Below are 25,424 nucleotides of genomic sequence, written 5' to 3' on the forward strand. Positions count from 1 at the left end.
TAGCGGCTCAGGCGGTGGTGCAGACGGTGCCGTTGAGGGTGAACACTGACGGGGGGATGTTCGGGCCGGTGTAGGCGGCGACGAAGCCGGTGCTCACGCTCGCTCCGGCGGCGAGCTTTCCGTTCGAGTCGAGGCTGGTGGCCTTGACGTCGCGGCCGCTCTGCGTCCAGGTGGCGTTCCAGCCGCTGTTCATCTGCTGCCGGCCGGTCGGCCAGGTGAAGGTGAGCGTCCAGCCGTCGATCGGGTCGGGGCCGTTGTTGGTGATGTCCACGTTCGCGACGTAGCCGCTGGCCCAGTCGCTGGCGTCCGTGAAGCGGACCGTGCAGGTGCTCGTCGCGGGGCTGCCGGTGGTGAAGGTCAGCGGCGGTGAGGCCCAGGAGACCTTCCCGGCGGTGTCGCGGGCCAGGACGTTGACGGTGTACCGGGTGCCGGGCGTGAGGTTCCCGACGGCGAGCGACGTACCGATGGTCTCGCCGAGTTCCTCGCTGATCGCGCCGTTCTGCCGGTACACCTCGTACTTGGCGATCGGATGAGCGCCTGCGGCGGCCGCCGGCCAGGAGAGGGTCGCGGTCCGGTCGGTGACCCCGGAGGCGGTGGGCCGGCCGGGCGTCCCGGGTGCTCCGGTGGGCGTGCCGTCCGGGTGCAGCACGATCGTGGTCAGTGAGTACGGCGGGAGCGTCTGGGCCGTCGCGCTGCCGGTCCGGGCCGAGGTGACGGAGGTGCCGCCGTTCACGTACGAGTAGACGGACGGCGCGCCGTCGGCCGGGCTGAAGCCGGAGTAGTCGATGGTGACCGAGCGGGCGTTGTCCGGGTCCTTGTTCACCAGCAGCACCGCGACGTCGCCGTCGGGGCGGCGTGCGGCGTGCGCGGTGACCGGTGACTGGTCCGTGCCGGCCCGGACGAACTGGTCGCCGGGGCGGGCGAAGGCGTTCATCATGGACAGGCCGTGGTATGGCGCGAAGGGTGTGTTGAGGGCCGGCTCGCAGGTCTTCCCGTCGGAGGTGCAGCCGGCGCTGGAGAGCAGGCCGAAGTCGCCGTAGTCGGTCTGCCCGGCCACCGTGGACACCGTCCCGATCCCGTTGTGCACGTTCCACCAGTCGACGGTGAACACGCCGTTCTCCATGAGGCCGCTGTACGCGTCGGCGAGGAAGATGGCGGCCGGCTGGGTGTCCTGGCCGACGCCCACGTTCGTCTCGGTGAGGCTGATGCCGATGCGGTCGGCGCCGGCCCCGGCGTACTGGTCGATCTGACGGCGTGCCAGGTAGACGGCGTCGTCGATCTGCTCCGGCTTCGTCAGCGCCTCGGCGGCCGTGCCGCCGCCGGGGTACCAGTGCAGATCCACGAAGTCGATCTTCGGTCCGGCGATGGAGAGCACGGTCTTGTTCCACGTGCCCGCGTCACCGCCGGCGACCACCCCGTCCGGCCAGTTCGCCGGCGTGGTGAGCACCGCACCGACCTTGATGGTGGGGTCCACCGCCTTCATCGCGTCGGCGAACGCGACGACGCCCCTGGCGTACGCCGCCGGGCTCTTGTCGCTGTGGTCGTCGGCCTCCCAGCTCGACCCGTAGTGGCCGTTGCCGTAGTTCTCGTTGCCGATGGTCCAGTACTTGGCGCCGTACCCCTTCGTCACGTTGGCGTACCGCACCCAGTCGGCCGCCTCATCGGGAGTACCGGTGCCGTAGTTCGCGATGATCATCGGCTGGGCGCCGACGCGCCGTACGGAGGCCATGAAGGTGTCGAAGTCGGTGTTCGGGGCGACGTAGCCGCCCGGCGCCGTGTTGGTCTTCCAGTGGAAGATGTCGCCGTACGAGCCGCCCGGATACCGGATCATCCGTACGCCGGCGGTCTTCAGCAGATCCGACACGGCCGGCGTGCCGAGCTCGGCGTCCCAGACCGCGTCGTTGACGCCCAGCCCGGTGTCGGGCATGGTCGCCAGCCCCGCTCGGGCGTTCACGGTGACCTTGACGGACGTGTCGGCCGCTCTCGCGCCCGGCGAGGCGGGCCCGACCAGTGACACGGCCGTGACGAGCGCGGTCACCGTCGCGGCGACGGCGGGGCGTGGGCGAATCCGCATCGGCAGTCCAATCACCGGTGATCAAAGTCGCCTCATGCTCAGATCCCGGCCGAGGCCTGTCAACGGAACGCGACGGCGTACGGCCCGGCCGGAGCGGACGGGTCGCCGGCGTGGGCGGGGCATCCGGCCTGGTCCGGGCTCGGGCGGACGCCGGCGGATCCATGCCGCGGGCCGGGCGCGCCCAATGCGCCGGGCGTGAAACTTTCGCGCGGGACACCAGGTGGCGGAGGCCTCTCCACACGCGGCGTTGACCGGTCCGATGGACGGTTCTTAGCGTTCGGCAGGTCCGGGATACCGGGCGACTTCCGCACCGCACAGGGCCGTCCCACCCAGCCCGCCCCATCGTGAGGAGGACCGAACCGGTCATGAAGCTGAGGACGAGGATTCTGGCGACACTGCTCGCCGTGGTGCTGGCGGCGGGCGGTGGGTTCGCGTCGGCGCGCCGGGCGTCGGCCGCGTCGCTGACCGAGGTGACCGGCTTCGGCGCCGACCCCACCGGCCTGCGCATGTACGAGTACGTCCCGGCGAGCGTGACGGCACACCCGGCGATCCTCGTGGCCGTGCACTACTGCACCGGCTCGGGACCGGCGATGTACTCGGGTACGGAGTTCGCCTCCCTGGCGGACCGCTACGGCTTCATCGCCGTGTACCCCGAGGCGACGCGCGACGGCCACTGCTTCGACGTCTCGACGCCGGGCGCGCTCACCCACAACGGCAACAGCGACCCGGCGGGCATCGTGTCGATGGTCCAGTGGGAGGAGCAGCACCGGAACGGCGACGCGAGTCGCGTGTACGTCACGGGCATCTCCTCCGGCGCGATGATGACCAACGTGCTGCTCGGCGACTACCCGGACGTGTTCAAGGCGGGCGCGGCGTTCGCGGGTGTGCCGTTCGCGTGCTTCGCCACCACCGACGGTTCGCTGTGGAACAGCGCCTGCGCGAACGGGACCGTCACCAAGACCCCGCAGCAGTGGGGCGACCTGGTCCGCGGCGCTTACCCCGGCTACACCGGGCCCCGGCCACGCATGCAGCTCTGGCACGGGACGAACGACACCACGCTGTACTACGCGAACTTCGGTGAAGAGACCAAGCAGTGGACCAACGTGCTCGGTGTGAGTCAGACACCGAGTTTCACCGACCACCCACAGTCCACGTGGACCCGCACCCGATACGGCGGCACGGGCACCACCGCCCCGGTCGAGGCGATCAGCGTCCAGGGCGGCAGCCACAACATCTACGGCTCCGGCATGGGCGAACTGGCCCTGCGGTTCATGGGCCTCATCGGCGACACGTCGACTCCGCCGCCCGGAGGCGGGACGGGCGCCTGCCGGGTCGGCGCCACGGTCAACGCCTGGAACACCGGCCTGACCGAGAGCATCACCATCACGAACACCGGCACGTCGGCGATCAACGGCTGGTCCCTGGCCTTCACTCTGCCCGGCGGTCAGACGATCACGTCCGGCTGGAACGCGACCTTCACCTCCTCCGGTGGCCAGGTCACCGCCACGAATGTCTCCTACAACGGCTCCCTGGCCGCGGGCGCGTCGACGAGCGTCGGCTTCCAGGCCACCCACACCGGCAACACGGCCACGCCGACCGCGTTCACGCTGAACGGCACCGCCTGCGCGGTCGCCTGAAGGCGGCCGACGAAAGCCAGATCCCTGGCGCATGCTGCGTAAAGAAACGCAGCATGCGCCAGGAATTAAGGCCGATCGCTCTCGCCGCGCGCCAAATGGATGGGACCTCTGGTCACTAAAGTACGCGCCAAATTGATGGACCTCTGGTCACAAAAGTAATTGAGCCGTGAGTCCCTGTCGTGCCCGGATCGCGGAGTGAAACGATCCTCCGAGCTTGGCACCTCCCACCCTCTTGCCGAGGAGGAATCTTGGCGCGTACCTCGACTCGTGTCGCTTCCGTTCTGATCGCCGCCGCCAGTGTCGCGGCGGCCACCCCGTCCCTGGCATCCGCCGCTCCCCAGGCTCCCGCCGCCCCGAAGGCCCCCGCCGGCGCTGCGGCGGCTTCGCAGGCCGACGCCAGTGGTCACCACTGGAAGCTGCTCGCGGAGCCGCCGTCGGACGCCACGGTGGCGGCCCACTACTGGAAGTCCATGTCCATCAAGGGCCAGAAGCAGAAGAAGAGCAACTGGTGCGGCCCGGCCGCGGCAGCCTCGGCCCTGACGAAGCAGCCGGACGTCAAGGTCAACTCGGGCACCCAGGCCTACCTCGCGAAGAAGATGGGCACCAACAAGATCGGATTCACTTCGCCGATCGCGTTGGGCCGCGAGATGACCAACTACATCAACAAGGCATGGAAGAAGAAGGGCACCAAGTACAAGACATACCGGAGTATCACGAACCCGAACCTATGGGACGGGGTCCGCGGCTCGTATTTCTACAACACCGGCCCGGTCATCATCACCGTCTATTCCAGGAAGAGCTGGTATCCGAAGGCGCCGACGACCATGGCCCACTACGTGGTGATCTACGGCTTCGACGACACCACGAACTGGGACCAGTCGACCTACCTCATCTGGGACCCCGCGCACGGTAAGCGTCAGCTCAAGGCGACCCAGTGGCAGAAGATCGCCTACGCCGGCCGCTTCGTCGTCGCGTGGACCGGCACCAAGTTCTGACCGGCCTGATCGGCGGGAGTCGGACCCGGTCCGCCTCCCGCCGCTTTCTCCCGGATTAGGACAACGGCGGAGCCTTGCGAGCGGAGCCGCGGTAGGTGTCGGCGTCGTAGCGCTGTTCGCTCTCGTCGAGTTTGGCGTGGGCGGCATCGAGGAGGTCGACGCCCAGTACGTCGGCCAGGCGGACGAGGTAGGTGGCGATGTCGGCCAGCTCCGAGCGCACCCGTCGCGCCGCCTCGGGATCCCGCATGACCCGGGCGGACTCCTCGGGGGTCAGCCACTGTAGCTCGGCCAGCAGTTCACCGGTCTCACCGGCCAGCGCCATGGCGAGGTTCTTGGGTGTGTGGAACTGTTCCCAGTCCCGCGCGGCAGCGAACTCCCGCAGCCGGACCGCCAGCTCCTCCAGTGCCGTCGTCACGAGCCCACCGTAAGGGGTCGGCCGTGCCCGGCCGTCGCCCCGGAGCGCACGCCCGGGAACCCTGGGCCGGATCGGTGACGTCGAGGGGACAGTGTGGCGATCTTCCGTTCGTCGGGTGCCGCCGAGTGGGTAGGAGACCGTCCGGATCGCCCTCGAGACGGTGAGGTGGACGACGTGCAGCTGACACTGGCCGACGAGCTTCTTCTGCTGGCCCTGCCGGAGGAGGGGGGCAGGGCGCTGGTCGGCTCCACCGAGCTGGACTGCGGTGTGGCCGGGCTCCGGGCGGCGACCCAGGCCGCGGTGGCGGCGGCGGTGATCGCGAGCGGCGCGAGCACCGCGGCCGGCGGCTGAGCGGTCGCGCCGGTGCCCCCGAGGCCGCGCCGTCCGCACGAACGTCCCAGAACCACCGGTCCGGCGCGGACCGGGCGGGGCAGACTGATTCCCATGAAGGAGCTCGCCGAGCTGCGGGCCGCGGAATGGCAGCGGTTGCTGGCCGCGGCGCGCCGCAGGCTGGACAAGACCGGTGGGGAGCCGGTCGGCTCCGCCGGGCTCACCGATCCCACCGACGCCGAACGCCGCGTCGTCGACCGCATCACCGACCGGTACCGCGGCGGGCAGCGGCCCCGGCGCGTCACCGTCTCGCTGGGCGAACTCGACCGCATGCTGCGCCGGGCGTACGGCGCCGGCCTGCTCGTCGCGCTCGCGCGGATCGACGCGCCGGAACGGCCGGCGGGAACGGTCGCCGCGCTGCAGGCCGCGTTGCGGGGCCGCCACGCGGGCGAGGGGTGGTATTCGGCGTGGCTCGGTCAGATGTCGCGGGACGGTACCGTCGCCCGGCTCGTACGGGAGGGGCAAGGGGAGGTCCTCGCCCGCGCCGCGGCCGTACTCGATCGGCTGCCGGCGAACGACCTGCCGCTGCCCGTGCTCGCGGAGTGGGCCACGGGGGACGCGACGGCGTTGTACGCCACTCCGCTCGCCGACCTGGTGCTGCGGGCGCTCCGGCTGTGGCAGGGTGCGGCGCCGCCGTCCGACCCTGCGGTCGAACACCGGATCTGGGATGACGCGGGGGTCGTCGTGGACGACCTGGCGAGTCAGGTCCTGGTGCTGAACCTGCGGGTGGCCGAAGATCACGCGCTCGCCCGGTGGCTGGGTGACGCGGCGTCCGCGGGTCTTCCCTTCCGGCTCACTCTGCAGCAGCTGATGAGCTGCCCGCCGACGCCCGAGGACCGGGAGATCTTCGTCTGCCAGAGCACGGCGGTGGTCCGAGCGGCGGCCGCGCGGCTGGGCGTACGCTGCGCGGCCCTCGTGTGCACGGAGGGCCGGGTGTCGGTCGCCTGCCGTCGTCTTCTCACGGCCGCGGCCGCTTCCGGGGCGCGGATCCGGTGGCACGGCGACTTCGACTGGGCGGCCCTGCGGACGACGGCCGCGGCCGTCCACCGGTACGCCGCCGTGCCGTGGCGGATGGGCGCCGAGGACTATCTGGAGGCCGTGCGCGCGGGAGGCGATCCGTTGTGCGGAGCGCGGGCCGCCACGCCGTGGGACGAACGCCTCGCGGTGGAGATGGCCAGGGAGCGGCGCGCCGTCCGCGAGGAGCACCTCGTCCCCGTACTGCTGGAAGATCTGCGGGCCGACGCCAGGGGGGAGTGATCTCCACGCGCCCGCCGGTCGGCGGGCTTCGCCACTCGCTGTACTACAGCGGCAGGTTGGCCGCATCCGGACGGGCCGGGGGCCGACGGATCCGTCGCTGGGGCGCGCCGCCGCGAGAAGGGCGGCGCGTCACTGGGTCTGGAGTCCCGATTCAAATGAGGACCGCAGGATCTAGTGAGCCCCGGCCGGAACATTCCATCCTTGAACAGGGTCTTCGGCTACGGCTGAAAGACAGAGGGCCGCGTCGGTCCGGCGACGCGGCCCTCGCCTCCGTTCGGGCGGGCGCCCTCCGGGGCTTCGCCCACAGCGGTCAGTTCTCGTCGAGAGATCCGTCCCAGGCCCAGGCCAGGGCGCGAGGCAGGCCCCAGTGCCCGAGCGGCGTGAGGCGCCGGTGCTCGTCCAGCGCACCGACGGCCTCCCAGACGGGCACGATCAGCTCGAACCCCTGCACGACCGGTTCACGGTCGTCCGGGTCGTAAGAGCCCTCGATCTCGGGGCAGCGGTCCGCGTAGTCGAACAGGTCCTCCGGCCAGGCGCGGGCGCCGACGCCGGCCCTGGCCAGGCCGATGACCGCACCCGCCCAGTCGGCGTGCTGCAGGGTCATCAGCGCGCTCTCCTCGTGGGTGCCAAGCCCGGACTCGCCGTTCATGGCGATCAGTGCTCCGGCGGCCTGGGTCCACAGGGCCTCGTCGTCCGCGGGCGGACCGTCGCGCCAGCCGGCGGCCGCCACAAGGTGGCGGTACGGCCAGTCTTTCAGCCGGCCGCGGATGCGTTCGACGGCCGGGTGCAGGTGCTCGGCGGGAACGGCGGTGCCCACCACCTCGGGCAGTGCCTCCCGGAGGAGTTCCACCGCGACGCGGTCGGCCTCCTGCCACTCTCGCAGGAACTCGTCCGCGTCGAACTCGAGGAGGTCGTCGTAGCCCTCCACCTCGCTCGTCGGGAGCCGTGTGACGTTATCGTCCTTGTCGCTCACGACACGACTGTACTGGCGTTCGCCGAGCGAGATCGCCGGTTGCGGAACCTGCGGGCGGTCGGAGCCCTCGCTTACGAGCCCGGTCGCAGCAGCGGGAACGGGATGGTCTCCCGGATGTTGCGGCCGGTGAGCGTGATGAGCAGGCGGTCGACGCCCATGCCCAGGCCGCCGGAGGGAGGCATGCCGTACTCGAGGGCGCGCAGGAAGTCCTCGTCCAGGTCCATCGCCTCCGGGTCGCCGCCGGCGGCCAGCAGTGACTGCTCAGTGAGGTTGCGGCGCTGGACGATGGGGTCGATGAGCTCGGAGTACGCCGTTCCGAGCTCGAGACCGAAGACGATCAGGTCCCACTTCTCGGCGAGCCGTGGGTCGTCGCGGTGGGGACGCGTGAGCGGGGAGGTGGCGGCCGGGTAGTCGCGGACGAAGGTGGGCGCCTGCAGGGTGTGCTCCACCAGCGCCTCGAAGAGCTCCTGGACGAGCTTGCCCTGCTCCCACGACGGGTCGTACGCGAGGCCGACCCGGTCGGCGTGCTTCTGGACCGTGCGCAGGGTGGTGCCCGGCGTCACCTGCTCGCCGAGCGCCTCGGACACCGAGCCGTAGACGGTGACCTCGCGCCACGGCCCGCCGAAGTCGTACTCCACGCCGTCGCGGACGACGACGGTCGTGCCGTTGGCCGCGCGGGCCGCCTCGGTGACGAGGTCGTGGGTGAGCGCCGCCATCGTGTCGTAGTCGCCGTACGGTTCGTACGCCTCCAGCATCGTGAACTCGGGATTGTGCCGCGGGGACACGCCCTCGTTGCGGAAGTTGCGGTTGAGTTCGAACACCTTGCCGGCGCCGCCGACGAGCAGGCGCTTGAGGTACAGCTCGGGCGCGATGCGCAGGAAGAGGTCCATGTTGTAGGCGTTCATCTTCGTCGTGAACGGCCGCGCCGCCGCGCCGCCGTGCACCGGCTGCAGCATGGGCGTCTCCACTTCGAGGAAGCCGCTCCGGCGGAGGCGGTCGCGCAGGGCGCCGACGACCTCGCCGCGCATGCGCAGCATCCGCCGGCTCTCGTCATTGACGATCAGGTCGACGTACCGCTGGCGGACCCGTGTCTCGTCGGACAGGGCCCTGCCGGGCCCGCCGGAGCCGGTGGGGAGGGGGCGCAGGCACTTGGCGGTGAGGGCCCAGGAGGAGGCCAGAACCGACAGCTCGCCGGTGCGGGAGGTGATGACCTCGCCGCGCACCCCGACCTGGTCGCCCAGGTCGATCAGCTGTTTCCACCGCCGCAGGGCCTCGGGGTCGACGACGTCCGCCGCGAGCATCACCTGCAGGTCGCCGGTCTCGTCGCGCAGCCGCGCGAAGATCAGCCTGCCGTGCTCGCGGGCGAGCATGACCCGTCCGGCGATCGCCACCTGCTCGCCGGTGTGGGTGTCGGGGGCGAGGTCGCCGAACCGCTCCCTGACCTCGGCGGCGGTCGCCGTACGTTCGAAGCCGAGGGGGTAGGGCTCGATACCGGCCTCGCGCAGCCGGTCGAGCTTGGCGTGGCGCACCCGCTCCTGCTCCGAGAGGCGGCGCGTCGGCAGCCGCGCGGCCTCCGCGGACTCCTCGATCGACTTGATCCTCTCCACAAGCGCCGGGGAGGGTGTCGGAGTGTCGAGGCCGGGCCCGAACACTGTCGGCAGGAATCCCTCGGCTCGGGCCATGGCGAGCCCGATGCGGATGAGCTCGCGGTTCTGCTCGAAGCACACGAACCGCGGCGTCCACACCGGGTTGTACTTGGCGTTCGCCAGGAACAGCGACTCCAGCTGCCAGAACTTGGAGGCGAAGGAGAGCAGCCGGTAGGCCAGCCGGCTGATGGGACCGGCGCCGATCGCCGAGCCGCGCTCGAACACCGACCGCAGCATGGCGAAGTTCAGCGAGACACGGGTCACGCCCACGACGGCGGCGTTCTCGGCGAGCTTGGCGACCATGAACTCGTTGAGGCCGTTCTCGGCGTCGCGGTCGCGTCGCATGAGGTCCAGGGACAGGCCGGGCCGGCCCCAGGGGACGAAGCTCAGCAGGCCGCGCCGCCGGCCCGCGCCGTCGAACGCCTCGACCATCACGCACCGCTCGTCCGTGGGGTCGCCCAGGCGGCCGATCGCCATGGAGAAGCCGCGCTCGGTGTGGCCGTCGCGCCAGCGGTCGGCGTCGGCGATCAGCTCGGCCATCTCCTCGGGGCCGATCGCCCCGTGCCGCCGGATCCGGACGGTGTAACCGGCGCGCTCGACGCGGCGGACGGCCTGCCGGACCTGCCGCATGTCGCGGCCCTCGAGGTTGAACTCGCGCAGGTCGAGGATCGCCTCGTCGCCGAGCTCGAGAGCGTCCAGGCCGCACCGTCCGTACGCGGCGGCGGCGCGTTCGCTGGCACCGATCACGCCGGGGATCCACGCGTGCGCGCGGCACTCGGTCAGCCACTCGTTGATCGCGGCGTCCCACGCCTCCGGGTCGCCGAGGGGGTCCCCGCTGGCCAGGGACACCGAGCCCTCGACGCGGTAGGAGATGGCGGCGCGGCCGTTGGGGGAGAAGATGATGTCCTTGTCGCGGCGGAGCGCGAAGTAGCTCAGGGAGTCCTGCTCGCCCCACTCGGCCAGCAGGGCGCGGGCGGGCAGCTCCTCGTCGGGGGTGAGCACGGCGCGGCGCTGCCCCGGCCGGAACAGCACCCAGACCGTGACCACGAGCAGGCCGCTGCCGAGCACGCCGAGGATGCCGTCGACCCAGCCGGGCACGTTGACGTAGAGCTCCTCGCCGCTGACGCCGGCGCCGAGGAGGGTCTGCAGGGCGGCGTAGACGAGGTGCGTCCACCCGGCGCCGCGCGGGTTGCGGTCGGTGAGGAAGACCAGGCTGGTGCCGACGACGCCGCCGACGACGAGGAGTCCGGAGAACACCACGAGGGCGAGCCGCCGGTTCGCGCGGTCGGGCAGCGCGGAGAAGTGCCCGCGGGCGGCCACCAGCAGGACGACGGCGCCTCCGAACGCGATGGCCGTGGCCAGTTCGCCGCCGCCGCCGACGATGCCGGCGAGTGCCCAGACGCCGAAGAACACCAGGAAGAACACGAGGCTGATGCGCCAGGCGGCCTTCTTACGGCGGCGTACGCCCACCGACAGCAGGAAGAGCAGCAGGCCGTACGGGAGGCTCGGGTACCAGCCGAAGTAGTTGATCGAGCGGAGCAGCCAGATGCCGGACAGCCACTCGATCAGGCTGGCGCTCAACCAGGCAAGAACGGACAAAACGCCCGATACTCGGAGATACCAGAAGAGCGCGGTGGGTACGGCATCGACGACCCGTTGCCATGTCTCCGCCACCTTCGTCCTCATCGCGCCCCCGTCGTCATGCCGCACATTCTTTCTTTGTACCGGGGATTAGGTGAGCGTCACGCCAAATGAACGCTCCTCCTGTCGGTATCGTGCATGGACTATGCCGGAAAAACCCCTTCTTGCCCAGCGTTACCGCCTGCTCACCGAAGTGGGGCGTGGCGGTATGGGGACGGTCTGGCACGCCCGAGATGAAGCGCTCGGCCGCGACGTCGCCGTCAAAGAGGTGATCCTCCCGCACGGCTTCTCCGACGAGGAACGGGAGATCCAGCACAAGCGGACCTTCCGTGAGGCGCGCACCGCCGCCCGGCTCAGCCATCCCGGCGTCGTGACCGTCTATGACGTCGTCGAAGAGGACGGACGCCCCTGGATCGTCATGGAGCTGATCCGGGCCCGCTCCCTCGAGCAGATGATCAAGCAGGACGGCCCGCTCTCGCCCCGGCGCGCCGCCGAGATCGGGCGGCAGATGGTGAGCGCACTGATGACCGCCCATGAGGCGGGCATCCTGCACCGCGACGTCAAGCCGAGCAACGTGCTGGTCTCCGACACGCGTTCGATCCGCGCCGTGCTCACCGACTTCGGCATCGCGCGGGCGCAGAGCGACGCGACGCTCACCCAGACCGGCATGCTGATCGGCTCTCCGGCCTACATCGCGCCCGAACGCGCACGCGGCCGCGTGGCGGTGCCCGCCTCCGACCTGTGGTCGCTCGGCGCGACGATGTACGCCGCCGTGGAGGGCAAGTCGCCGTTCGAGCGGACCGAGGCGATGGCGAGCCTGGTGGCCGTGCTCACCGAGGAGCCCGCGCCGGCCCCGCACGCCGGCCCGCTGGCGCCGGTGATCGCCGGTCTGCTCCACAAGGACCAGGACACGCGGCTGAGCGCCGCGGAGGCGGCCGTCATGCTCGAGCGGATCCTCATGGAGAGGGAGGGCGCGACGCGGGTGATGGGAACGGTCAACGTCGAGTCGTTGGCGGCACGGACCGAGCCGGACGAGCCGTCGGACATGCCGGTCACCGGCCAGGTCATGACCCCGCCGGAGCCCGACGAGACGGTGACCGACGACACGGGGACCGAGGAAGCCCGGCCGGTCTGGCTCTCCGGCCGGAACGGCAACCTGGCGATCGCCGCCGTCATCGCGCTGATCCTCCTGGGTCTGATCATCCTTACCCGCGTGACCTGACTCCCGGCAAACGATGCTGATCCGTCATCACCGATCGGTATCGTCATCAGCTATGCCACTGGGGGAGGGTTCCGTACTCGGCCGTCGTTACCGCCTGCTCTCGCAGATCGGGCGAGGCGGCATGGGCACCGTCTGGCATGCCCACGACGATCTTCTCGCGCGCGACGTCGCCGTGAAGGAGGTCCTCTTCCCGCCCGGCCTCACCGATGACGAGCACAAGGTGATGTACGAGCGCACGCTCCGGGAGGCGCGCTCGGCGGCGCGGCTCAACCACCCGGGGATCGTCACGGTGCACGACGTGGTCGAGGAGGACGGCCGTCCCTGCATCGTGATGGAGTTCGTCCGCGCGCGTTCCCTCCAGGAGGTCCTCGACCAGGAGGACCGGCTCCCGCCCATCCAGGTCGCCGAGATCGGCGCCCAGGTGCTGGCCGCCCTGCGCACCGCGCACGCCGCGGGCATCACGCACCGCGACGTCAAACCGGCCAACGTGCTGCTCGCCGGGGATGCGGCCGAGCCGATCTCCCGCTCCACCCGCGTGGTCATCACCGACTTCGGCATCGCCACGATGGAGGGCGACTCGACGCTGACCCAGACCGGCCTGATCATGGGGTCGCCGGCCTACATCGCCCCCGAGCGCGCACGGGGCGACAAGGCCTCGCCGGCCTCCGACCTGTGGGCGCTGGGCGCCACGCTCTACGCCGCCGTCGAGGGGCGTTCGCCCCATCACCGGTCCGAGGCGATGGCGGCGCTCACCTCGATCATCTCCGAGGAGGCACCGCCGCCACGCCACGCCGGGCCGCTCGCGCCGGTGCTGATGGGCCTGCTCGTGAAGGACCCGGCCACGCGCCTGACGGCCGAGCAGGTCGCGGAGGGCCTGACCCGCGCCGCGCACAGCACCCGGCCCCTGCCGGCCCCGGACCCGGCCGCGATGGCCGGCAACGGCCAGGGCACGGCCCTCGGACACGAACGGCCGGGCGGACGGCGTCTCACCGCCGAGCCTGCGCCGCCGTACGAGCCCTCCGCCGCCGTCACCGCGCCCGGAGCCGGCTCGCGGGCGTACGGCCCGACCCCCGCGCGGGAGCCGGTCCCCTCCGGGGCCGGCCGCCCGGACCCGGGCGGGCCGTCGGCGGACCCACGAGGCGCCGGCGCCGTCTCGAACGCCGCCGGCGCCGTCTCGAACGCCGCGGGGGGCTCGCAGGACGAGTCGTGGATGCGGACCTACGACCGGCCCACGGGCGGGCCCGCCACCGTCGGCACCGGACAGAACGGGCCCAGAGCGAAGGCAGTGGTCCTCTCCCTCGGGGCCGTCCTCGTCGCGGCCGGTCTCGCGCTGGCGCTGTTCCTCCACTTCTCGAAGAAGAACGATGACCCGTCCCACGAGAAACCGCAGACGTCGGGGGCCTCGCCGTCGAGCACACCGTCGAGCACGCCGTCGACCAAGGCCTCGCCCACGCCCCCTGCCGTCCCGAAGGGCTACCACGAGGTCACCGCCCAGGACGGGGCGAGGCTCGTGGTGCCCAAGGGGTGGGTGCACAAGATCAATAGCCCGCAGTCCGAGCTCTGGATCGACTCACGGACGGGAAGCCACGTCCAGCTCGACACCATCCCCTGGGGTACGGCCGACCCGGTGAAGCACTGGATGAAGTGGGGCGAGGACGCGCCGAAGAACCTCCCAGGGTTCCAATGGGTCGACCCACCCAACTACGAGACGGAGCGCGGCTGGAAGGCGGGCGACGCCGAGTACAGCTGGGACTCCGGCAGCCACGGGAAGCTGTACGCCTTCGACCGGGGCTTCACAGCCAACGGCACCCAGTACTCCCTCATGGCCGCCGACAAGGACCGCTCCGTTGCCAATGGCTACTTCGGCAAGGCGTTCACGTCCTTCCAGCCGGGCCGCCGGTGACACCCGTCCGCTGAGGGCGACCACGCTTCTTCCGGCGCTATTTCTCTCACAACGAGTAATCGATCAACACTCTCTGTCACGATGTAGGGCCAGGTGAGGCGAGAGACTCGTGAAGGGAGCTCCCGTGCATACGACTGTGCGGGCGGCCTATCCGGCGGACCGCACCGCCGTGGCGCAGGCGCGCCGGTTCGTCCGGAACACGCTCATGGCGTGGGGGGCCGAAGATGCGATCGACGACGCGGTTCTGCTGACGAGCGAGCTGGCGACCAACGCCATCACGCACGCGGGGACCTCGTTCGAGGTGATCTGCCGTGTGACCGACTCCTCCGTCCAGGTGGAGGTGATCGACCGCGAACCGACCAGGGTGCTGCCCGCGCCCCGGGAGGGCTGCGACCTCAGTGTCAGCGGGCGCGGGCTGCTGATGCCGGTCCTGCTGGCCGCCGCCTGGGGAGTGTCGTACGCCGCGGAGTCCAAGACGGTGTGGTTCCGACTCCCCACCCGGGCGGCGTCGGACTGGGCGTCGGTGACCTGTCGCTGCGCGGCATCGGTGGAATGAAGGCGGGGCGCGCCGAGCCGGGTTCCTAATCGAGCCATCCCGGCTTGACCAGGCCCGTCTCGTACGCCATAACGACGAGCTGGGCGCGGTCGCGGGCGTGCAGCTTCACCATGGTGCGGCTCACGTGGGTCTTGGCGGTGGCCGGGCTGACCACGAGGCGCGCGGCGATCTCCTCGTTGGACAGTCCCTCGGCCACCAGCGCCATGACCTCGCGCTCCCGGTCGGTCAGGCCGCGCAGCTCCGCCGCGGACCGGGGCTTCTTCGCCTTCGCGGCGAACTCCGCGATGAGGCGCCGGGTCACGCCGGGCGACAGCAGCGCGTCGCCGGAGGCCACCTCGCGCACGCCGCGGATCAGGTCGGTCGGCTCGGTGTCCTTGACCAGGAAACCGCTGGCCCCGCCGCGCAGCGCCTCGAAGACGTACTCGTCGAGCTCGAACGTCGTGAGGATGACGACCCTGGTGTCCGTCAGCCGGTCGTCACCGATGATCTCCCGCGTCGCGGCGAGACCGTCGAGCACCGGCATCCGGATGTCCATGAGCACGACGTCGGGCCGCTCTCGCCGGGCCAGGCGTACGGCCTCGGCGCCGTCCCCGGCCTCGCCGACGACCTCGACGTCGGGCTGGGCGTCGAGGAGCGCCCGGAATCCGGCCCGGACCAGGGCCTGGTCGTCGGCGAGCAGTACGCGGATCAATCGTGCTCCTTGTCCAGGGCGGGGATTCCCGCGTCCGTTCCCTTCACGGGCACCGGGAGCGTCGCGCGAACCCGGAATCCGTCGGTGCCCGACCGCCGCCCCGCCACGAGGTCCCCGCCGAGGGCGGTGACGCGTTCGCGCATCCCGGGAATCCCGTCGCCGCCCCCGGGCAGGTCTCCGGGGGCGCCCCGTCCGTCGTCCTCGATCTCCAGCCGGAGGTCGTCTTCGCCGTACGTGACGCGCACGGTGGCGCTCACCCCCGGCCCGGCGTGCCGTGTGACGTTGGTCAGCGCCTCCTGGACGATGCGGAAGGCCGCCAGGTCGATCCCCGCGGGCAGCGAGTACGGTCGCCCGGTCACGCGGGTGCGCACCGTGATGCCCGCCGCACGCGCGCGGGAGACCAGGTCGTCCATTCGTCCCAGGCCCGGGGCCGGTGCTCTGGGGGCGTCCTCGTCCACCTGCCGCAGGACCCCGAGCACGGACCGCACCTCGGTCAGCGCCTCCTTGCTGGCCTCCTTGATCGCGGCCAGGGCCGTCCGTGCCTGCTCGGGCCGTTCGTCCATGAGATGCAGGGCCACGCCCGCCTGAACGTTGATCATCGAGATGTTGTGCGCCAGCACGTCGTGCAGTTCCCGCGCGATGCGGAGCCGTTCCTCGCTCGCCTGCCGACGTTGCTCCTCCGCGCGGGTGCGGCGCGTCTCGGCCGCCCGTTCGCTGCGGATGCGCACCAGTTCGGCCCCGGTCAGGACCAGGAGCAGCCAGGTCAGCATGACCAGGGCGTGCCCGGCCGACCAGCCGTGCAGCCGGAACGGACCGAACGGCGCCAGCGGGCCCAGGACGCTGAGCACGGCGAATCCGGCCCCGGTGACGATCCATGTGGCGGCGCGCCGCCCGGTGCTCACCGCGGCCACGATGGCGACGACCATGCTGAGGAAGACCGGCCCGAGGACGTACCCGCGAAGGATGTAGCAGTCGGTCACCGCCAGGACGGCCGCGAGCGTCGTGACCGGGAGGCGCCGCCGTGCGAGCAGGGCGACCGGCCCCGCGACGAGCAGGGCGTACGCCGGTATGTCCAGGTGCCGGGCCTGGTAGTGCATGTTCCAGTTGGCGCCCGTTGAGCCCATCACCTGGATCAGACCGACGATCAGGGGAACCGCGAACACCGGCAGCGCACCGGGCCGCCATCGGGCCGTCGTCCCCTCGTCGCTCACATTCGGACTCTAAGTCGTGGACGCCCGCCGGGGCATCCGGTCCTGGTGGGCACCTCGCGTACGCCGTGGGGAGTACCCACGCCGCCGCGAACCATATGATTTACCGGCCGATAGCCCTCCAGCACGGACACTGGTGGCATCGCAGGACGATCTAGGTGCCGAAGGCAACTTTTCCGGCAACTCAGGCATCTTGTGAAGGGAAGCATGGGTTCGCGGATACCGTAATCGGCTGGGCGCGGCATTGGGCCATGCTGAGAACTTGCTTAACTTCAGGCGCGCTCCGTCAGCGGGCGAGCCGAGTCTGAGAGGACACCAGTGGGACTGACGAGCGGGGGCTTCTTCGGTTTTCTGATCTTGGTGGCCGTGGTGGTGACGGGTGTGACCATCTGGTGGTGGGCGAAGTTCGCCGGGTCCGGCATCGGTCCGTTCCTCGCCCGGATCGGGATCTTCCTGACCGCCCAGGTCACGCTGATCATGGTGCTGCTCGTCGGGGTGAACAACTACTTCCTGTTCTACGCGTCGTGGTCCGACCTGATGGGCACCAACCACCAGGCCGTCAACGTGCAGCTGAACAACAACAACGCCAGCACTGCCACCAAGCCCCAGGGCGGCGGACGGCCGCTGGCCCGCCAGATGACGACCATCGGGCAGAAGCACAAGGCCGACCCCGCCAAGGACGGCCAGATCGAGCAGGTGCAGATCCGGGGCGACCGCACAGGCCTGACCACCCAGGCGTACGTCTACCTGCCTCCGCAGTACTTCCAGAAGAAGTTCAACAAGCGCCACTTCCCGGTGATGTACGACTTCACGGGCTTCCCCGGCGTCCCCGAGCAGCTCATCACCCGGTTGGGCGTCCCGGCGATCGCCGCCAAGGAGATGAACGCCGGGCGGGTGCAGCCGATGGTCATCGTGATGATGCGCCCGTCGCCGACGTCGGTGATGCCGAGGGACACCGAGTGCACGGACGTTCCCGGCGGCCCGCAGGTGCTGACCTTCTACTCCCAGGACGTGCCGGAACGCATCATGTCGACCTACCGGGTGGCGGCCGGCTACCGGAGCTGGGGCGTGATGGGCGACTCGACCGGCGGGTACTGCGCGGTCAAGCTGGCCATGGAGCGGTCCGACCGGTTCACCGCGGCGGTCTCGATGGCCGGTTACTTCTACCCGCGGCAGGACTGGCAGACCGGCGACCTGTACGGCGGCAGTAAGCAGGTCAAGATGGACAACAGCCTGATCTGGCGGCTGCAGCACCTGCCGCCGCCCCCGGTCTCCGTGCTCGTCACCACGAGCAAGGACGGCGAGCGTGACTTCGGGGAGGCGCGGAAGTTCCTCCAGCTTGCCACGGCGCCCCTGACCACGGACAAGATCATGGTGCCCGGTGGCGGCCACAACCCGCACACGTGGAAGCGGGTCACGCCGAGCGCCCTGCAGTGGATGAGCGCCCACCTGGCCCACGAGGGCTCCTGACCGACCGTCGGCGCCCGCGGAGCGACGGGCGTCGGCCGGAAGGGACCCCCTGGAGCCAGTGGTGTCCTCGCGCGCCGGCGGCCTCGGCGCGGTCCGCGCGCGTCAGCCGGCCGGCTTGGGCCGCCAGCGGATCGGCAGGTGCTTGATGCCGTTGTGAACGTTGGACCGCAGTCGCCGGGGCTCACCGGCCGGCTCGAGGGCGTCGAAGCGGTCGAGGACGGCCCCGAACATCGCGCGCATCTGCATCCGGACCAAGTGCGTGCCGAGGCAGGCCCGCGGCCCGAGGCCGAGCGCGAGGTGGTCGTTCGGGGCGCGTCCCACGTCGAAGCGGGTCGGCTCGGCGAACACCGGCTCGTCGCGGTTGGCCGAGACGAGCCAGACGACGAGCCGTTCGCCCTTGCGGACCGGAACGTTGCCGACGACGGTGTCGGTGACGGCCGTGCGCCCGAGGCACATGACAGGGGACCACCAGCGCAGCATCTCCTCGACCGCGGAGTCGAGGAGGCCCCGATCGGCGCGCAGCCGGGCGGTCTCGGCCGGATTCTTCAGCAGGGCGAGCATCCCGCCGGACAGCCCGCCGCGGACGATGTCGTTCGCGGCCGCCGCGAACACGCGGAAGAGGTTCTCGAACTCTTCGTCCGGAGCCGGGCCGTTCTTGCCGCCGGCGTGCTGCACGAGGGCGGTCATGAGGTCGTCGCCGGGGTGCAGGCGCTTGTGCTCGGCCAGCTCTCGGGCGTAGAGGCGCAGATCGGGCAGCTCCCCTCCCGTCTCCTCGGCCGGGCCGGGCGCTTCCGTATCGGACGGGCCGTGCGGCCGCGCGGCGACGGCCCGGCGGGCCATTCCGGTGCAGCCGACCGGATCGAACGGGGCCTCCGGGGAGTATCCGACGGGGTACCCGGCGGCCGAGCGGCGGGTGACGCGGTCGGACCAGTCCGACAGCAGCCACCGGTCCGCTTCGGGGACCCCGAGCAGGTCGGCGGCGCTCAGCAGGGGCAGCTCCGCCGCGATCTCCGCGGCGAAGTCCGCCTCTCCCTTCTCGGCCACCGCGTCCACCAGGGCCTGCGCCCGGCACGCGATGCGCTCGGACAGGTGGGCGACGGTCCGTGCGCCGAACGCCTTGGGCAGCCGTCTGCGGAGCCGGGAACGCGCGGGCGGATCCACGACGGGCGTCCTGCCGCGCCCGTGACCGAGGTCCTTGTCCGCGGGCCCGCGCGGCGAGAACAGCTTCGGGTTGCGCAGGACGTGGCACGCGTCGGCGTGCCGGAGCACCGCCCAGAACCCGGGGCCGGCGGGCTCGTCGTCGACCGGCCTCTCCTCCACCCAGGCGACCGGTGTCGAGCCGCGCAGGCGGGCCAGCGCGTCGTACGGCACGCCCCGCACGTAGGTGTCGGGGCTGTAGATGGTGTCGGTATCGGAGACCGGCGTGGCGACTCGTCGTTGAGTCATGAGTTCCCCTCCCGCGTTTAAGGACCGTATCCCGCGCGCCTGCCCCGGACCAAGGGCCGGTTCCGGCCGTCGTTCAGGGCGCCCCGGCGACCGAGGTCCGTTGACGGGTGAGTACGGGAGGGTTAGCCTTCAGCCTACTTATAGGAAAGTTTCCTGTAAGTGCATCGATATCGGGGTCCCGTGCGGGACTGCCGACCGGCTCGTCCCGCCCTCCAGGTCTTCCCGCCACACCAGGAGTGACCGTGAGACGTACCATCCCGTTCCTTCTCTGTCTCCTGGCGGCCCTGCTGGTCCCGGCCGCCGCCCACGCCGCCGCAGCACCGACCGCCGCCTTCGCCAAGACCTCCGACTGGGGCACCGGCTACGAGGCCAAGTACACGATCACTGCCGGCAGTTCCGCGATCAACGGCTGGAAGGTCGAGTTCGACCTGCCCTCCGGCGGATCGGTCGGCTCGTACTGGGACGCGCTCATGACCCAGAGCGGATCCCACTACACCTTCACGAACCGCGACTACAACGCCCAGATCCCCGCGGGCGGCTCGGTGAGCTTCGGCTTCATCGGCTCGCCGTCGTCCGCCGTGCCCGCGAACTGCGCACTGAACGGCCAGTCCTGCACCGGCGGCGGCGGATCGGGTGACACCACGGCCCCGTCGGCGCCGACCGGCCTGCGGGCCACCGGTACGACCTCCAGTTCGATCTCGCTGGCGTGGACCGCCTCGACCGACAACGTCGGCGTCACCGGCTACAAGGTGTACGAGGGGTCCTCCGTCGTCGCGAACGTCTCCTCGACGAGTGCCACCGTCGGCGGCTTGGCGGCGAGCAGTTCGCACACCTACCAGGTCAGCGCGTACGACGCGGCGGGCAACGAGTCCGCCAAGAGCGGTTCGGTCACCGCGACCACCCAGCAGGGCGGCGGCGGCACCCCGCCGGGAGCGATGGCCGCGGCGCCGTACCTCTACTTCGGCTGGGGGAGCCCGCCCGACCCGGCGACGGTCATGTCCGCGACGGGGGTCAAGTGGTTCACCCTGGCGTTCGTCCTGTCCGACGGCGGCTGCAACCCCGCCTGGGACGGCACCCGGTCGCTGACCGGGGACGACGCCACCAAGATCCAGCAGATCCGGGCGGCCGGCGGTGACGTCATCCCCTCGTTCGGCGGCTGGAGCGGCAACAAGCTGGGGGAGCACTGCTCGACCGCGCAGGATCTGGCCGGCGCGTACCAGAAGGTGATCAACGCCTACGCGCTCAAGGCGATCGACATCGACATCGAGAGCACCGAGTTCGAGAGCGAGGCCAACCAGGACCGCGTCCTGCAGGCACTGAAGATCGTCAAGCAGAACAACTCCGGCCTCAAGGCGATCCTCACCTTCGGCACGACCACGAGCGGTCCGAACTGGTGGGGCACGCGCCTGGTGCAGCAGGCGGCGGCGCTCGGCGTGCCGATCGACACGTTCACCATCATGCCGTTCGACTTCGGCGGCGGCTCGGGGAACATGGGGCAGCTGTCGATCCAGGCGTCGGAGGGCCTGCACAGCGTGCTGAAGCAGAACTACCCCGGCAGGACGGACGCCGAGCTGTACGCCATGCAGGGCATCTCGTCGATGAACGGCACGACCGACCAGAGTGAGACGGTGACGACCGCGGACTTCACCACGATGCGGTCGTACGCCCAGCAGCACGGGCTCAGCCGGTTCACGTTCTGGTCGGTCAACCGCGACCGCCCCTGCGGCGGCGGCACCGGCGCCGACGCGTGCAGCGGCGTCGCGCAGCAGCCGTGGGACTACACCAAGATCGTGGCGCAGTACTCCTGACCCATCGGCGCGGGCGGGAACGGTCATCGCGGCCGTTCCCGCCCCGCGGCCGTTCCGCCCCCGACCGCGCCACCGGAATTCCTCGCGCGGCGCGGAGGTTCTCCCGGGTATGAGCCTCACGCTGCCTGGAGCGCCACTGTCCGGAAAGCCTGCCGGAGTGTTCAACGGGGACGTCACGGCCCCCCGTCACCTGCTCTATTTCGAAGCCACCCCGAAGCGGATCCGTGTGGAGTTCGGCGGCGAGACGATCGCCGACAGCACCGGCGCGCACCTGCTGTTCGAGACCGGGCTCCTGCCGGTCTACTACTTCCCGGTCGCCGACGTGCGCATGGACCTGCTGCGGCCGACCGACCACGCGACCCACTGCCCCGTGAAGGGGCAGGCGTCGTACTGGACGGTGTCCGCCGGCGGCCGTACCGCCGAGAACGCGGTGTGGGGCTACCCCGACCCGATCGCGCCCTGGCTGGAGGGCTTCGTCGCCTTCTTCTGGGACGCGATGGACGCCTGGTACGAAGAGGACGAGCAGGTCTTCGCCCATCCGCACGACCCGTACAGCCGCATCGACGTGCTGCGCGGCTCCCGGCGTGTACGGGTGAGCGTGGGCGGCACCGTGCTCGCCGAGTCCGAGCGGCCCATGGTGCTGTTCGAGACCGGCCTGCCGGTCCGCTACTACCTGGCGCGTGAGGACGTGCGCGTGGAGCTGCTGGAGCCGTCCGAGACCGTCAGCTGGTGCGCGTACAAGGGGCGGGCGCGCCACTGGTCCCACGGCGGCGAGGACGTCGCCTGGACGTACGAGGAGCCGCTGCACGACGGCGAGCGCGTCCGGGACCTGGTGTGCTTCTACAACGAGAGGGTCGACCTGGAGATCGACGGCGAACCGCAGGAGCGCCCGCCGTCCCGCTGGTCCTGACCCTCCGGATCAGGCGTGGACGACCTTGACGCCGGCCTCCTCGAAGGCGTGGGTGTCGGCGTTCGTGTCGGTGACGAGCGCGTCGATCTCGCCGATTCCGCAGATCTTGGCGAAGGCGCGCTCGCCGAGCTTGGAACCGTCCGCCGCCACGACGACCCGCTCCGCGCGGACCGCCATCTGCCGGTTGATGCTCGCCTCGTCCTCGTTGTGGCAGGTGGCACCGCGCTCGACGTCGAGGCCGCTGACGCCGAGGAACGCGATGTCGAGCGTCACCTGGTCGAACACCCCTTTGGCGAGCGGCCCCACCAGCTCGTACGACTGCGGCAGCGCCACCCCGCCGGTCAGCACGATCTTCACGTGCGGCCGTACGACGAGCTCGTTGGCGATGTTCAGCGCGTTCGTCACGATGGTGATGGCGAACGAACCGTTCTCGGCGTGCAGGTCGGCGCGGGTGGCGAGGGCCCGCGCGACCTCGGTGGTGGTCGTGCCGCCGTTGACGCCGATGACCGCGCCCGGCTGCACGAGCTCGGCGGCGGCCGCCGCGATCCGCTGCTTCTCCGAGGCCCGCCGCGCGCTCTTGTACCGCAGCGGCAGGTCGTAGGTGACCGTGTGGGCGACCGCCCCGCCGCGCGTGCGGGTCAGCATCTGCTGCTGCGCGAGCTGGTCGAAGTCCCGGCGGATGGTCGCCGTCGAGACGGCCAGCTCGGCGGCGGCCTCCTCGACGCTGAGACGCCCTCGGCTCGCCAGTAGCGACAGCAGGTCGTTCCAGCGCTCGTATCTGCTCACCCGCGCCTCCCTTCCGCCCGTTGCTCAGTGCGGTTAGGCAGGGCGCAGGTCAACGATTAGACCACTTGCCACGCCTGAGCTTTATTGATCGTACATCGCCTGCACCGCGCACGAATGTGCATGCGGCCGGAGTTAAGGGAGTGTTCCTTCCACGCTGTGTCGAAGGGGACGAGCCAGGCGTCCCGGCGGGCTCACGGCAACAGCCACTCGCCGGTGCTGACGCTGACCAGACCGTGCCGCGCGGCGACGATGACGGCCTCCCGCTGCGAGTGGACGCCGAGCTTGGTGAGCACGCTCTGCACGTGACTGCGGGCGGTGCTGCGGGTGATCTTCATGCTGCGCGCGAGAGCGGCGGTGTTCTCCCCGCGGACCAGGCGGGTCAGCACCTCGCGTTCGCGGGGCGTGAGGTAGTTCGCGAGCCGCTGGGCCTCGGTGGGGGGCCGGGACGGCAGCCGGCCGGCCGTCTCCGGATCGACGACCACCTCCCCGGCGTGTACCCGGGCCAGCAGGCCGACGATCTCACCGGCCTGCTGGCCCTTGTGCGCGAAGCCGCGCACCCCGGCGGCCAGGCCCGTCTCGACCGTGCCGGGGTCCGCCCCGCCGGTCAGCACCACGAACCTCGTCCGGGGCGCCGCCGCGACCAGCTCCGGCAGGCAGCCCAGCACCGAACCGCCGGGGAACCGCAGGTCGATCAGGCACACGTCGGCGCGAACGCCCGGCAACAGCCGCAGCGCGGCCTTCGGGGAGTAGACGACGCCGACCACGTCGTGTCCCTTGTCGCGCAGCACGAGGGCGAGCGAGTCGGCGAACACGGCGTGGTCGTCGCAGATGAGCACCTTCACGGGCGGTCCGCCGAGGGCAGCAGTATCCGTACTCGCGCCCCGCCGAGTTCGCACCTCCGTATCTCGATCAGGCCTTCGTACTCGGAGATCAGATCGTTCACGATGCCCAGGCCCAGAGACGCCAGGCCGCTCGACCCGGAACCGAAACCGGGGCCGTCGTCGTCGACCTGCACGACCGTCCAGCCCGCCTCCACGCTCACGCGCACCTCGACGCGGTCCCGGGCGATCCGGTGGGCGTTGTCCAGGACGTTGCGAACGGCGCGCCACAGCGCGAGCGGAGCGATGTGGGCCCAGGCCGGGCCGGCGGCGTACCCGATGCGCCGGGGCGAGGACAGCCGCAGCCCGGCGGCGATCTCACCGACGAGCTCGTCCACCCGGACTCGTTCCGGGCCGGCCGGCACGGGACCCTCCTCGTCCGCCTCCAGCTGCCGGAGCAGGTGGTCGAGCCAGCGCGTCTCGCCGAGCAGCGCCTCGACGCGTTCGCGGCTCACCGCGCCGACGTCGTCGGAGACCGCGACGGCGGACGCGAGCATGATGATCGTGCCGAGCTCGTGGCGGATGTCGTGCCGGATCCTGCTGCGCCACAGCGACGGATCGCCGGCCTCGGTGTCGAGCGGCGGTATTTCGGGCATGGCGGTGCCCGCGACGCAGCTGACGCGCGCGGGCGCGTTCGGCGGCGAGGACCGGGCCTGCGCACTGATCATGAAAGACCCCCGTCTTCAGAAGTGTGTGACCGTTTCGACGGTCACTCTGTAGGACGCGGGTGTCCAGGTGAGTGGCCGCAACCAGACCCATCCTGGCCACAGGTGGTCATGGCGTCACGGTGCGTGAACCGGCCTTGAAATCCGGGCGTCCTGATGGAATCGCGGGTCAGGAAGCGGGCCCCTCGCGCGGATCGGTGGGCGTCACCCCGGCGCGCATGGCGATCGTGATGGCCTCCACCGCCGAATGCGCGCCGAGCTTGGCGAGGAGATTCTGGGTGTGGGTGCGGACCGTGTTGGCCGACAGGCCCAGCCGCTCGGCGAGCCGCGCCCGGTTCAACCCGTCCACCATGCCCTGCAGCACCTCGCGCTCGCGGGGCGTGAGTCCGGTGAGCACCCCTCCGTCCCCCTCGCCGGAGGCCAGCAACCGGCGCAGCACGTCGCCGAGGACGTCCGGAGGTATCCATCCGCCCCGCCCCGCCGCACCGCGGATCACTCGCGCGACGAGATCGGCGCTCTCCGTCTTGGGCACCCAGGCGACCGCCCCACGCCGCAGGGCGGTCACCATGGGGGAGATGTCGGTGATCCCACTGAGGACCACGACGCGTACCTCCGGATGGCGGCGTCCCAGGAGGTCCAGCGCGTCCAGCCCGCTCTCCTCGCCGAGAACGAAGTCGAGCACCACGACATCGGGCGCCTCGGTGGCGACCAGCGCCGCGGTGCGCCGGACGTCGCCCGCGACGGGCAGCACCTCAAGGTCGGGTTCCGCGCCCAGCCGGGCCGCGAGCGCCTCGGCGAACAGCGCGTGATCGTCGACGATGAGGACACGGATGGACCTCATGGAACGAGGATG

21 protein-coding genes are annotated in these 25,424 nt (G+C 71.0%); 10 read left to right on the forward strand and 11 right to left on the reverse strand.

The features are described 5' to 3' along the window. Window positions 1-7 precede the first annotated feature (7 nt). Window positions 8-2,074: a cellulose binding domain-containing protein gene (locus NE236_RS13785; protein ID WP_252842338.1), complete on the reverse strand. Its 2,067-nt coding sequence runs from the start codon at window positions 2,072-2,074 to the stop codon at window positions 8-10. Between the two features lie 365 nt (window positions 2,075-2,439). Here NE236_RS13785 and NE236_RS13790 point away from each other — a divergent pair, with 365 nt between their 5' ends. Both NE236_RS13790 and NE236_RS13795 read left to right on the forward strand, forming a co-directional pair. Further along, window positions 2,440-3,711 (forward strand): extracellular catalytic domain type 1 short-chain-length polyhydroxyalkanoate depolymerase, encoded by a 1,272-nt coding sequence (locus NE236_RS13790; protein WP_252842339.1) that lies wholly within the window; start codon window positions 2,440-2,442, stop codon window positions 3,709-3,711. Between the two features lie 248 nt (window positions 3,712-3,959). Further along, entirely contained in the window at window positions 3,960-4,706 is a 747-nt protein-coding gene (locus NE236_RS13795; protein ID WP_252842340.1) for a C39 family peptidase, read from the forward strand. Window positions 4,707-4,761: 55 nt separating this feature from the next. On the opposite strand, the gene NE236_RS13800 is transcribed toward NE236_RS13795, so the two are convergent. Continuing rightward, window positions 4,762-5,121 (reverse strand): nucleotide pyrophosphohydrolase, encoded by a 360-nt coding sequence (locus NE236_RS13800; protein WP_252842341.1) that lies wholly within the window; start codon window positions 5,119-5,121, stop codon window positions 4,762-4,764. Window positions 5,122-5,295: 174 nt separating this feature from the next. Between NE236_RS13800 and NE236_RS13805 the strand changes: the two genes are divergently transcribed. Then, window positions 5,296-5,472: a hypothetical protein gene (locus tag NE236_RS13805; protein WP_252842342.1), complete on the forward strand. Its 177-nt coding sequence runs from the start codon at window positions 5,296-5,298 to the stop codon at window positions 5,470-5,472. Window positions 5,473-5,565: 93 nt separating this feature from the next. After that, window positions 5,566-6,768: a TIGR02679 family protein gene (locus NE236_RS13810; RefSeq protein ID WP_252842343.1), complete on the forward strand. Its 1,203-nt coding sequence runs from the start codon at window positions 5,566-5,568 to the stop codon at window positions 6,766-6,768. A gap of 310 nt (window positions 6,769-7,078) precedes the next feature. Here NE236_RS13810 and NE236_RS13815 read toward each other — a convergent pair whose 3' ends face one another. Both NE236_RS13815 and lysX read right to left on the reverse strand, forming a co-directional pair. Then, window positions 7,079-7,741, reverse strand: a complete 663-nt coding sequence (locus NE236_RS13815; RefSeq protein WP_252842344.1) for a hypothetical protein — start codon at window positions 7,739-7,741, stop codon at window positions 7,079-7,081. Between the two features lie 71 nt (window positions 7,742-7,812). Further along, window positions 7,813-11,073, reverse strand: a complete 3,261-nt coding sequence (gene lysX / locus NE236_RS13820; RefSeq protein WP_252842345.1) for a bifunctional lysylphosphatidylglycerol synthetase/lysine--tRNA ligase LysX — start codon at window positions 11,071-11,073, stop codon at window positions 7,813-7,815. Between the two features lie 100 nt (window positions 11,074-11,173). On the opposite strand from lysX, the gene NE236_RS13825 reads away from it, so the two are divergent. The 3 genes from NE236_RS13825 (at window position 11,174) to NE236_RS13835 (ending at window position 14,709) form a co-directional block, all read left to right on the forward strand. Then, window positions 11,174-12,250 carry a serine/threonine-protein kinase gene (locus NE236_RS13825; RefSeq protein ID WP_252842346.1) on the forward strand — a complete coding sequence of 359 codons (1,077 nt, stop codon included), beginning with the start codon at window positions 11,174-11,176 and terminating at the stop codon, window positions 12,248-12,250. 52 nt (window positions 12,251-12,302) lie between these two features. Next, window positions 12,303-14,153 (forward strand): serine/threonine-protein kinase, encoded by a 1,851-nt coding sequence (locus NE236_RS13830; RefSeq protein ID WP_252842347.1) that lies wholly within the window; start codon window positions 12,303-12,305, stop codon window positions 14,151-14,153. Between the two features lie 124 nt (window positions 14,154-14,277). Continuing rightward, complete coding sequence (locus tag NE236_RS13835) at window positions 14,278-14,709, forward strand: ATP-binding protein (RefSeq protein WP_252842348.1); 432 nt, start codon at window positions 14,278-14,280, stop codon at window positions 14,707-14,709. Between the two features lie 25 nt (window positions 14,710-14,734). Here NE236_RS13835 and NE236_RS13840 read toward each other — a convergent pair whose 3' ends face one another. Both NE236_RS13840 and NE236_RS13845 read right to left on the reverse strand, forming a co-directional pair. Next, entirely contained in the window at window positions 14,735-15,400 is a 666-nt protein-coding gene (locus tag NE236_RS13840; RefSeq protein ID WP_252842349.1) for a response regulator transcription factor, read from the reverse strand. Beyond that, window positions 15,397-16,611, reverse strand: coding sequence for a sensor histidine kinase (locus NE236_RS13845; RefSeq protein WP_252842350.1), 1,215 nt, complete (start codon window positions 16,609-16,611; stop codon window positions 15,397-15,399). Before NE236_RS13845 ends, NE236_RS13840 begins: the two co-directional genes overlap by 4 nt. 315 nt (window positions 16,612-16,926) lie before the next feature. On the opposite strand from NE236_RS13845, the gene NE236_RS13850 reads away from it, so the two are divergent. After that, complete coding sequence (locus tag NE236_RS13850; protein WP_252842351.1) at window positions 16,927-18,078, forward strand: alpha/beta hydrolase; 1,152 nt, start codon at window positions 16,927-16,929, stop codon at window positions 18,076-18,078. A gap of 102 nt (window positions 18,079-18,180) precedes the next feature. On the opposite strand, the gene NE236_RS13855 is transcribed toward NE236_RS13850, so the two are convergent. Continuing rightward, window positions 18,181-19,524 (reverse strand): cytochrome P450, encoded by a 1,344-nt coding sequence (locus NE236_RS13855; RefSeq protein ID WP_252842352.1) that lies wholly within the window; start codon window positions 19,522-19,524, stop codon window positions 18,181-18,183. Window positions 19,525-19,766: 242 nt separating this feature from the next. Here NE236_RS13855 and NE236_RS13860 point away from each other — a divergent pair, with 242 nt between their 5' ends. Then, window positions 19,767-21,332: a cellulose binding domain-containing protein gene (locus tag NE236_RS13860; protein ID WP_252842353.1), complete on the forward strand. Its 1,566-nt coding sequence runs from the start codon at window positions 19,767-19,769 to the stop codon at window positions 21,330-21,332. Between the two features lie 109 nt (window positions 21,333-21,441). Continuing rightward, window positions 21,442-22,242 carry a DUF427 domain-containing protein gene (locus NE236_RS13865; protein ID WP_252842354.1) on the forward strand — a complete coding sequence of 267 codons (801 nt, stop codon included), beginning with the start codon at window positions 21,442-21,444 and terminating at the stop codon, window positions 22,240-22,242. A 9-nt stretch (window positions 22,243-22,251) separates the two neighbouring features. Here the strand turns inward: NE236_RS13865 and NE236_RS13870 are convergent, their stop codons facing one another. From NE236_RS13870 to NE236_RS13885, 4 genes are all read right to left on the reverse strand, one after another. Beyond that, window positions 22,252-23,028 carry a DeoR/GlpR family DNA-binding transcription regulator gene (locus NE236_RS13870; RefSeq protein ID WP_252842355.1) on the reverse strand — a complete coding sequence of 259 codons (777 nt, stop codon included), beginning with the start codon at window positions 23,026-23,028 and terminating at the stop codon, window positions 22,252-22,254. Between the two features lie 191 nt (window positions 23,029-23,219). Beyond that, entirely contained in the window at window positions 23,220-23,870 is a 651-nt protein-coding gene (locus NE236_RS44470; protein ID WP_252842356.1) for a response regulator, read from the reverse strand. Then, entirely contained in the window at window positions 23,867-24,574 is a 708-nt protein-coding gene (locus NE236_RS13880; RefSeq protein ID WP_252842357.1) for an ATP-binding protein, read from the reverse strand. The genes NE236_RS44470 and NE236_RS13880 overlap by 4 nt, the downstream gene beginning before the upstream one ends. Before the next feature lie 166 nt (window positions 24,575-24,740). Then, the gene (locus NE236_RS13885; RefSeq protein WP_252842358.1) at window positions 24,741-25,412 is read right to left on the reverse strand and encodes a LuxR C-terminal-related transcriptional regulator; all 672 of its coding nucleotides are present in this window, start codon (window positions 25,410-25,412) and stop codon (window positions 24,741-24,743) included. Window positions 25,413-25,424: the final 12 nt, after the last annotated feature.

The sequence above is a fragment of the Actinoallomurus purpureus genome (assembly GCF_024055795.1).
Classification (GTDB): Bacteria; Actinomycetota; Actinomycetes; order Streptosporangiales; family Streptosporangiaceae; genus Actinoallomurus; species Actinoallomurus purpureus.

Bases quoted from the DNA above. Each gene is read 5' to 3' on its own strand.
- NE236_RS13885 (WP_252842358.1), bottom strand. From the start codon at position 25,412: ATGAGGTCCATCCGTGTCCTCATCGTCGACGATCACGCGCTGTTCGCC.
- NE236_RS13810 (WP_252842343.1), top strand. From the start codon at position 5,566: ATGAAGGAGCTCGCCGAGCTGCGGGCCGCGGAATGGCAGCGGTTGCTG.
- NE236_RS13825 (WP_252842346.1), top strand. From the start codon at position 11,174: ATGCCGGAAAAACCCCTTCTTGCCCAGCGTTACCGCCTGCTCACCGAA.
- NE236_RS13785 (WP_252842338.1), bottom strand. From the start codon at position 2,074: ATGCGGATTCGCCCACGCCCCGCCGTCGCCGCGACGGTGACCGCGCTC.
- NE236_RS13865 (WP_252842354.1), top strand. From the start codon at position 21,442: ATGAGCCTCACGCTGCCTGGAGCGCCACTGTCCGGAAAGCCTGCCGGA.
- NE236_RS13855 (WP_252842352.1), bottom strand. From the start codon at position 19,524: ATGACTCAACGACGAGTCGCCACGCCGGTCTCCGATACCGACACCATC.
- NE236_RS13880 (WP_252842357.1), bottom strand. From the start codon at position 24,574: ATGATCAGTGCGCAGGCCCGGTCCTCGCCGCCGAACGCGCCCGCGCGC.
- NE236_RS13790 (WP_252842339.1), top strand. From the start codon at position 2,440: ATGAAGCTGAGGACGAGGATTCTGGCGACACTGCTCGCCGTGGTGCTG.
- lysX (WP_252842345.1), bottom strand. From the start codon at position 11,073: ATGAGGACGAAGGTGGCGGAGACATGGCAACGGGTCGTCGATGCCGTA.
- NE236_RS13830 (WP_252842347.1), top strand. From the start codon at position 12,303: ATGCCACTGGGGGAGGGTTCCGTACTCGGCCGTCGTTACCGCCTGCTC.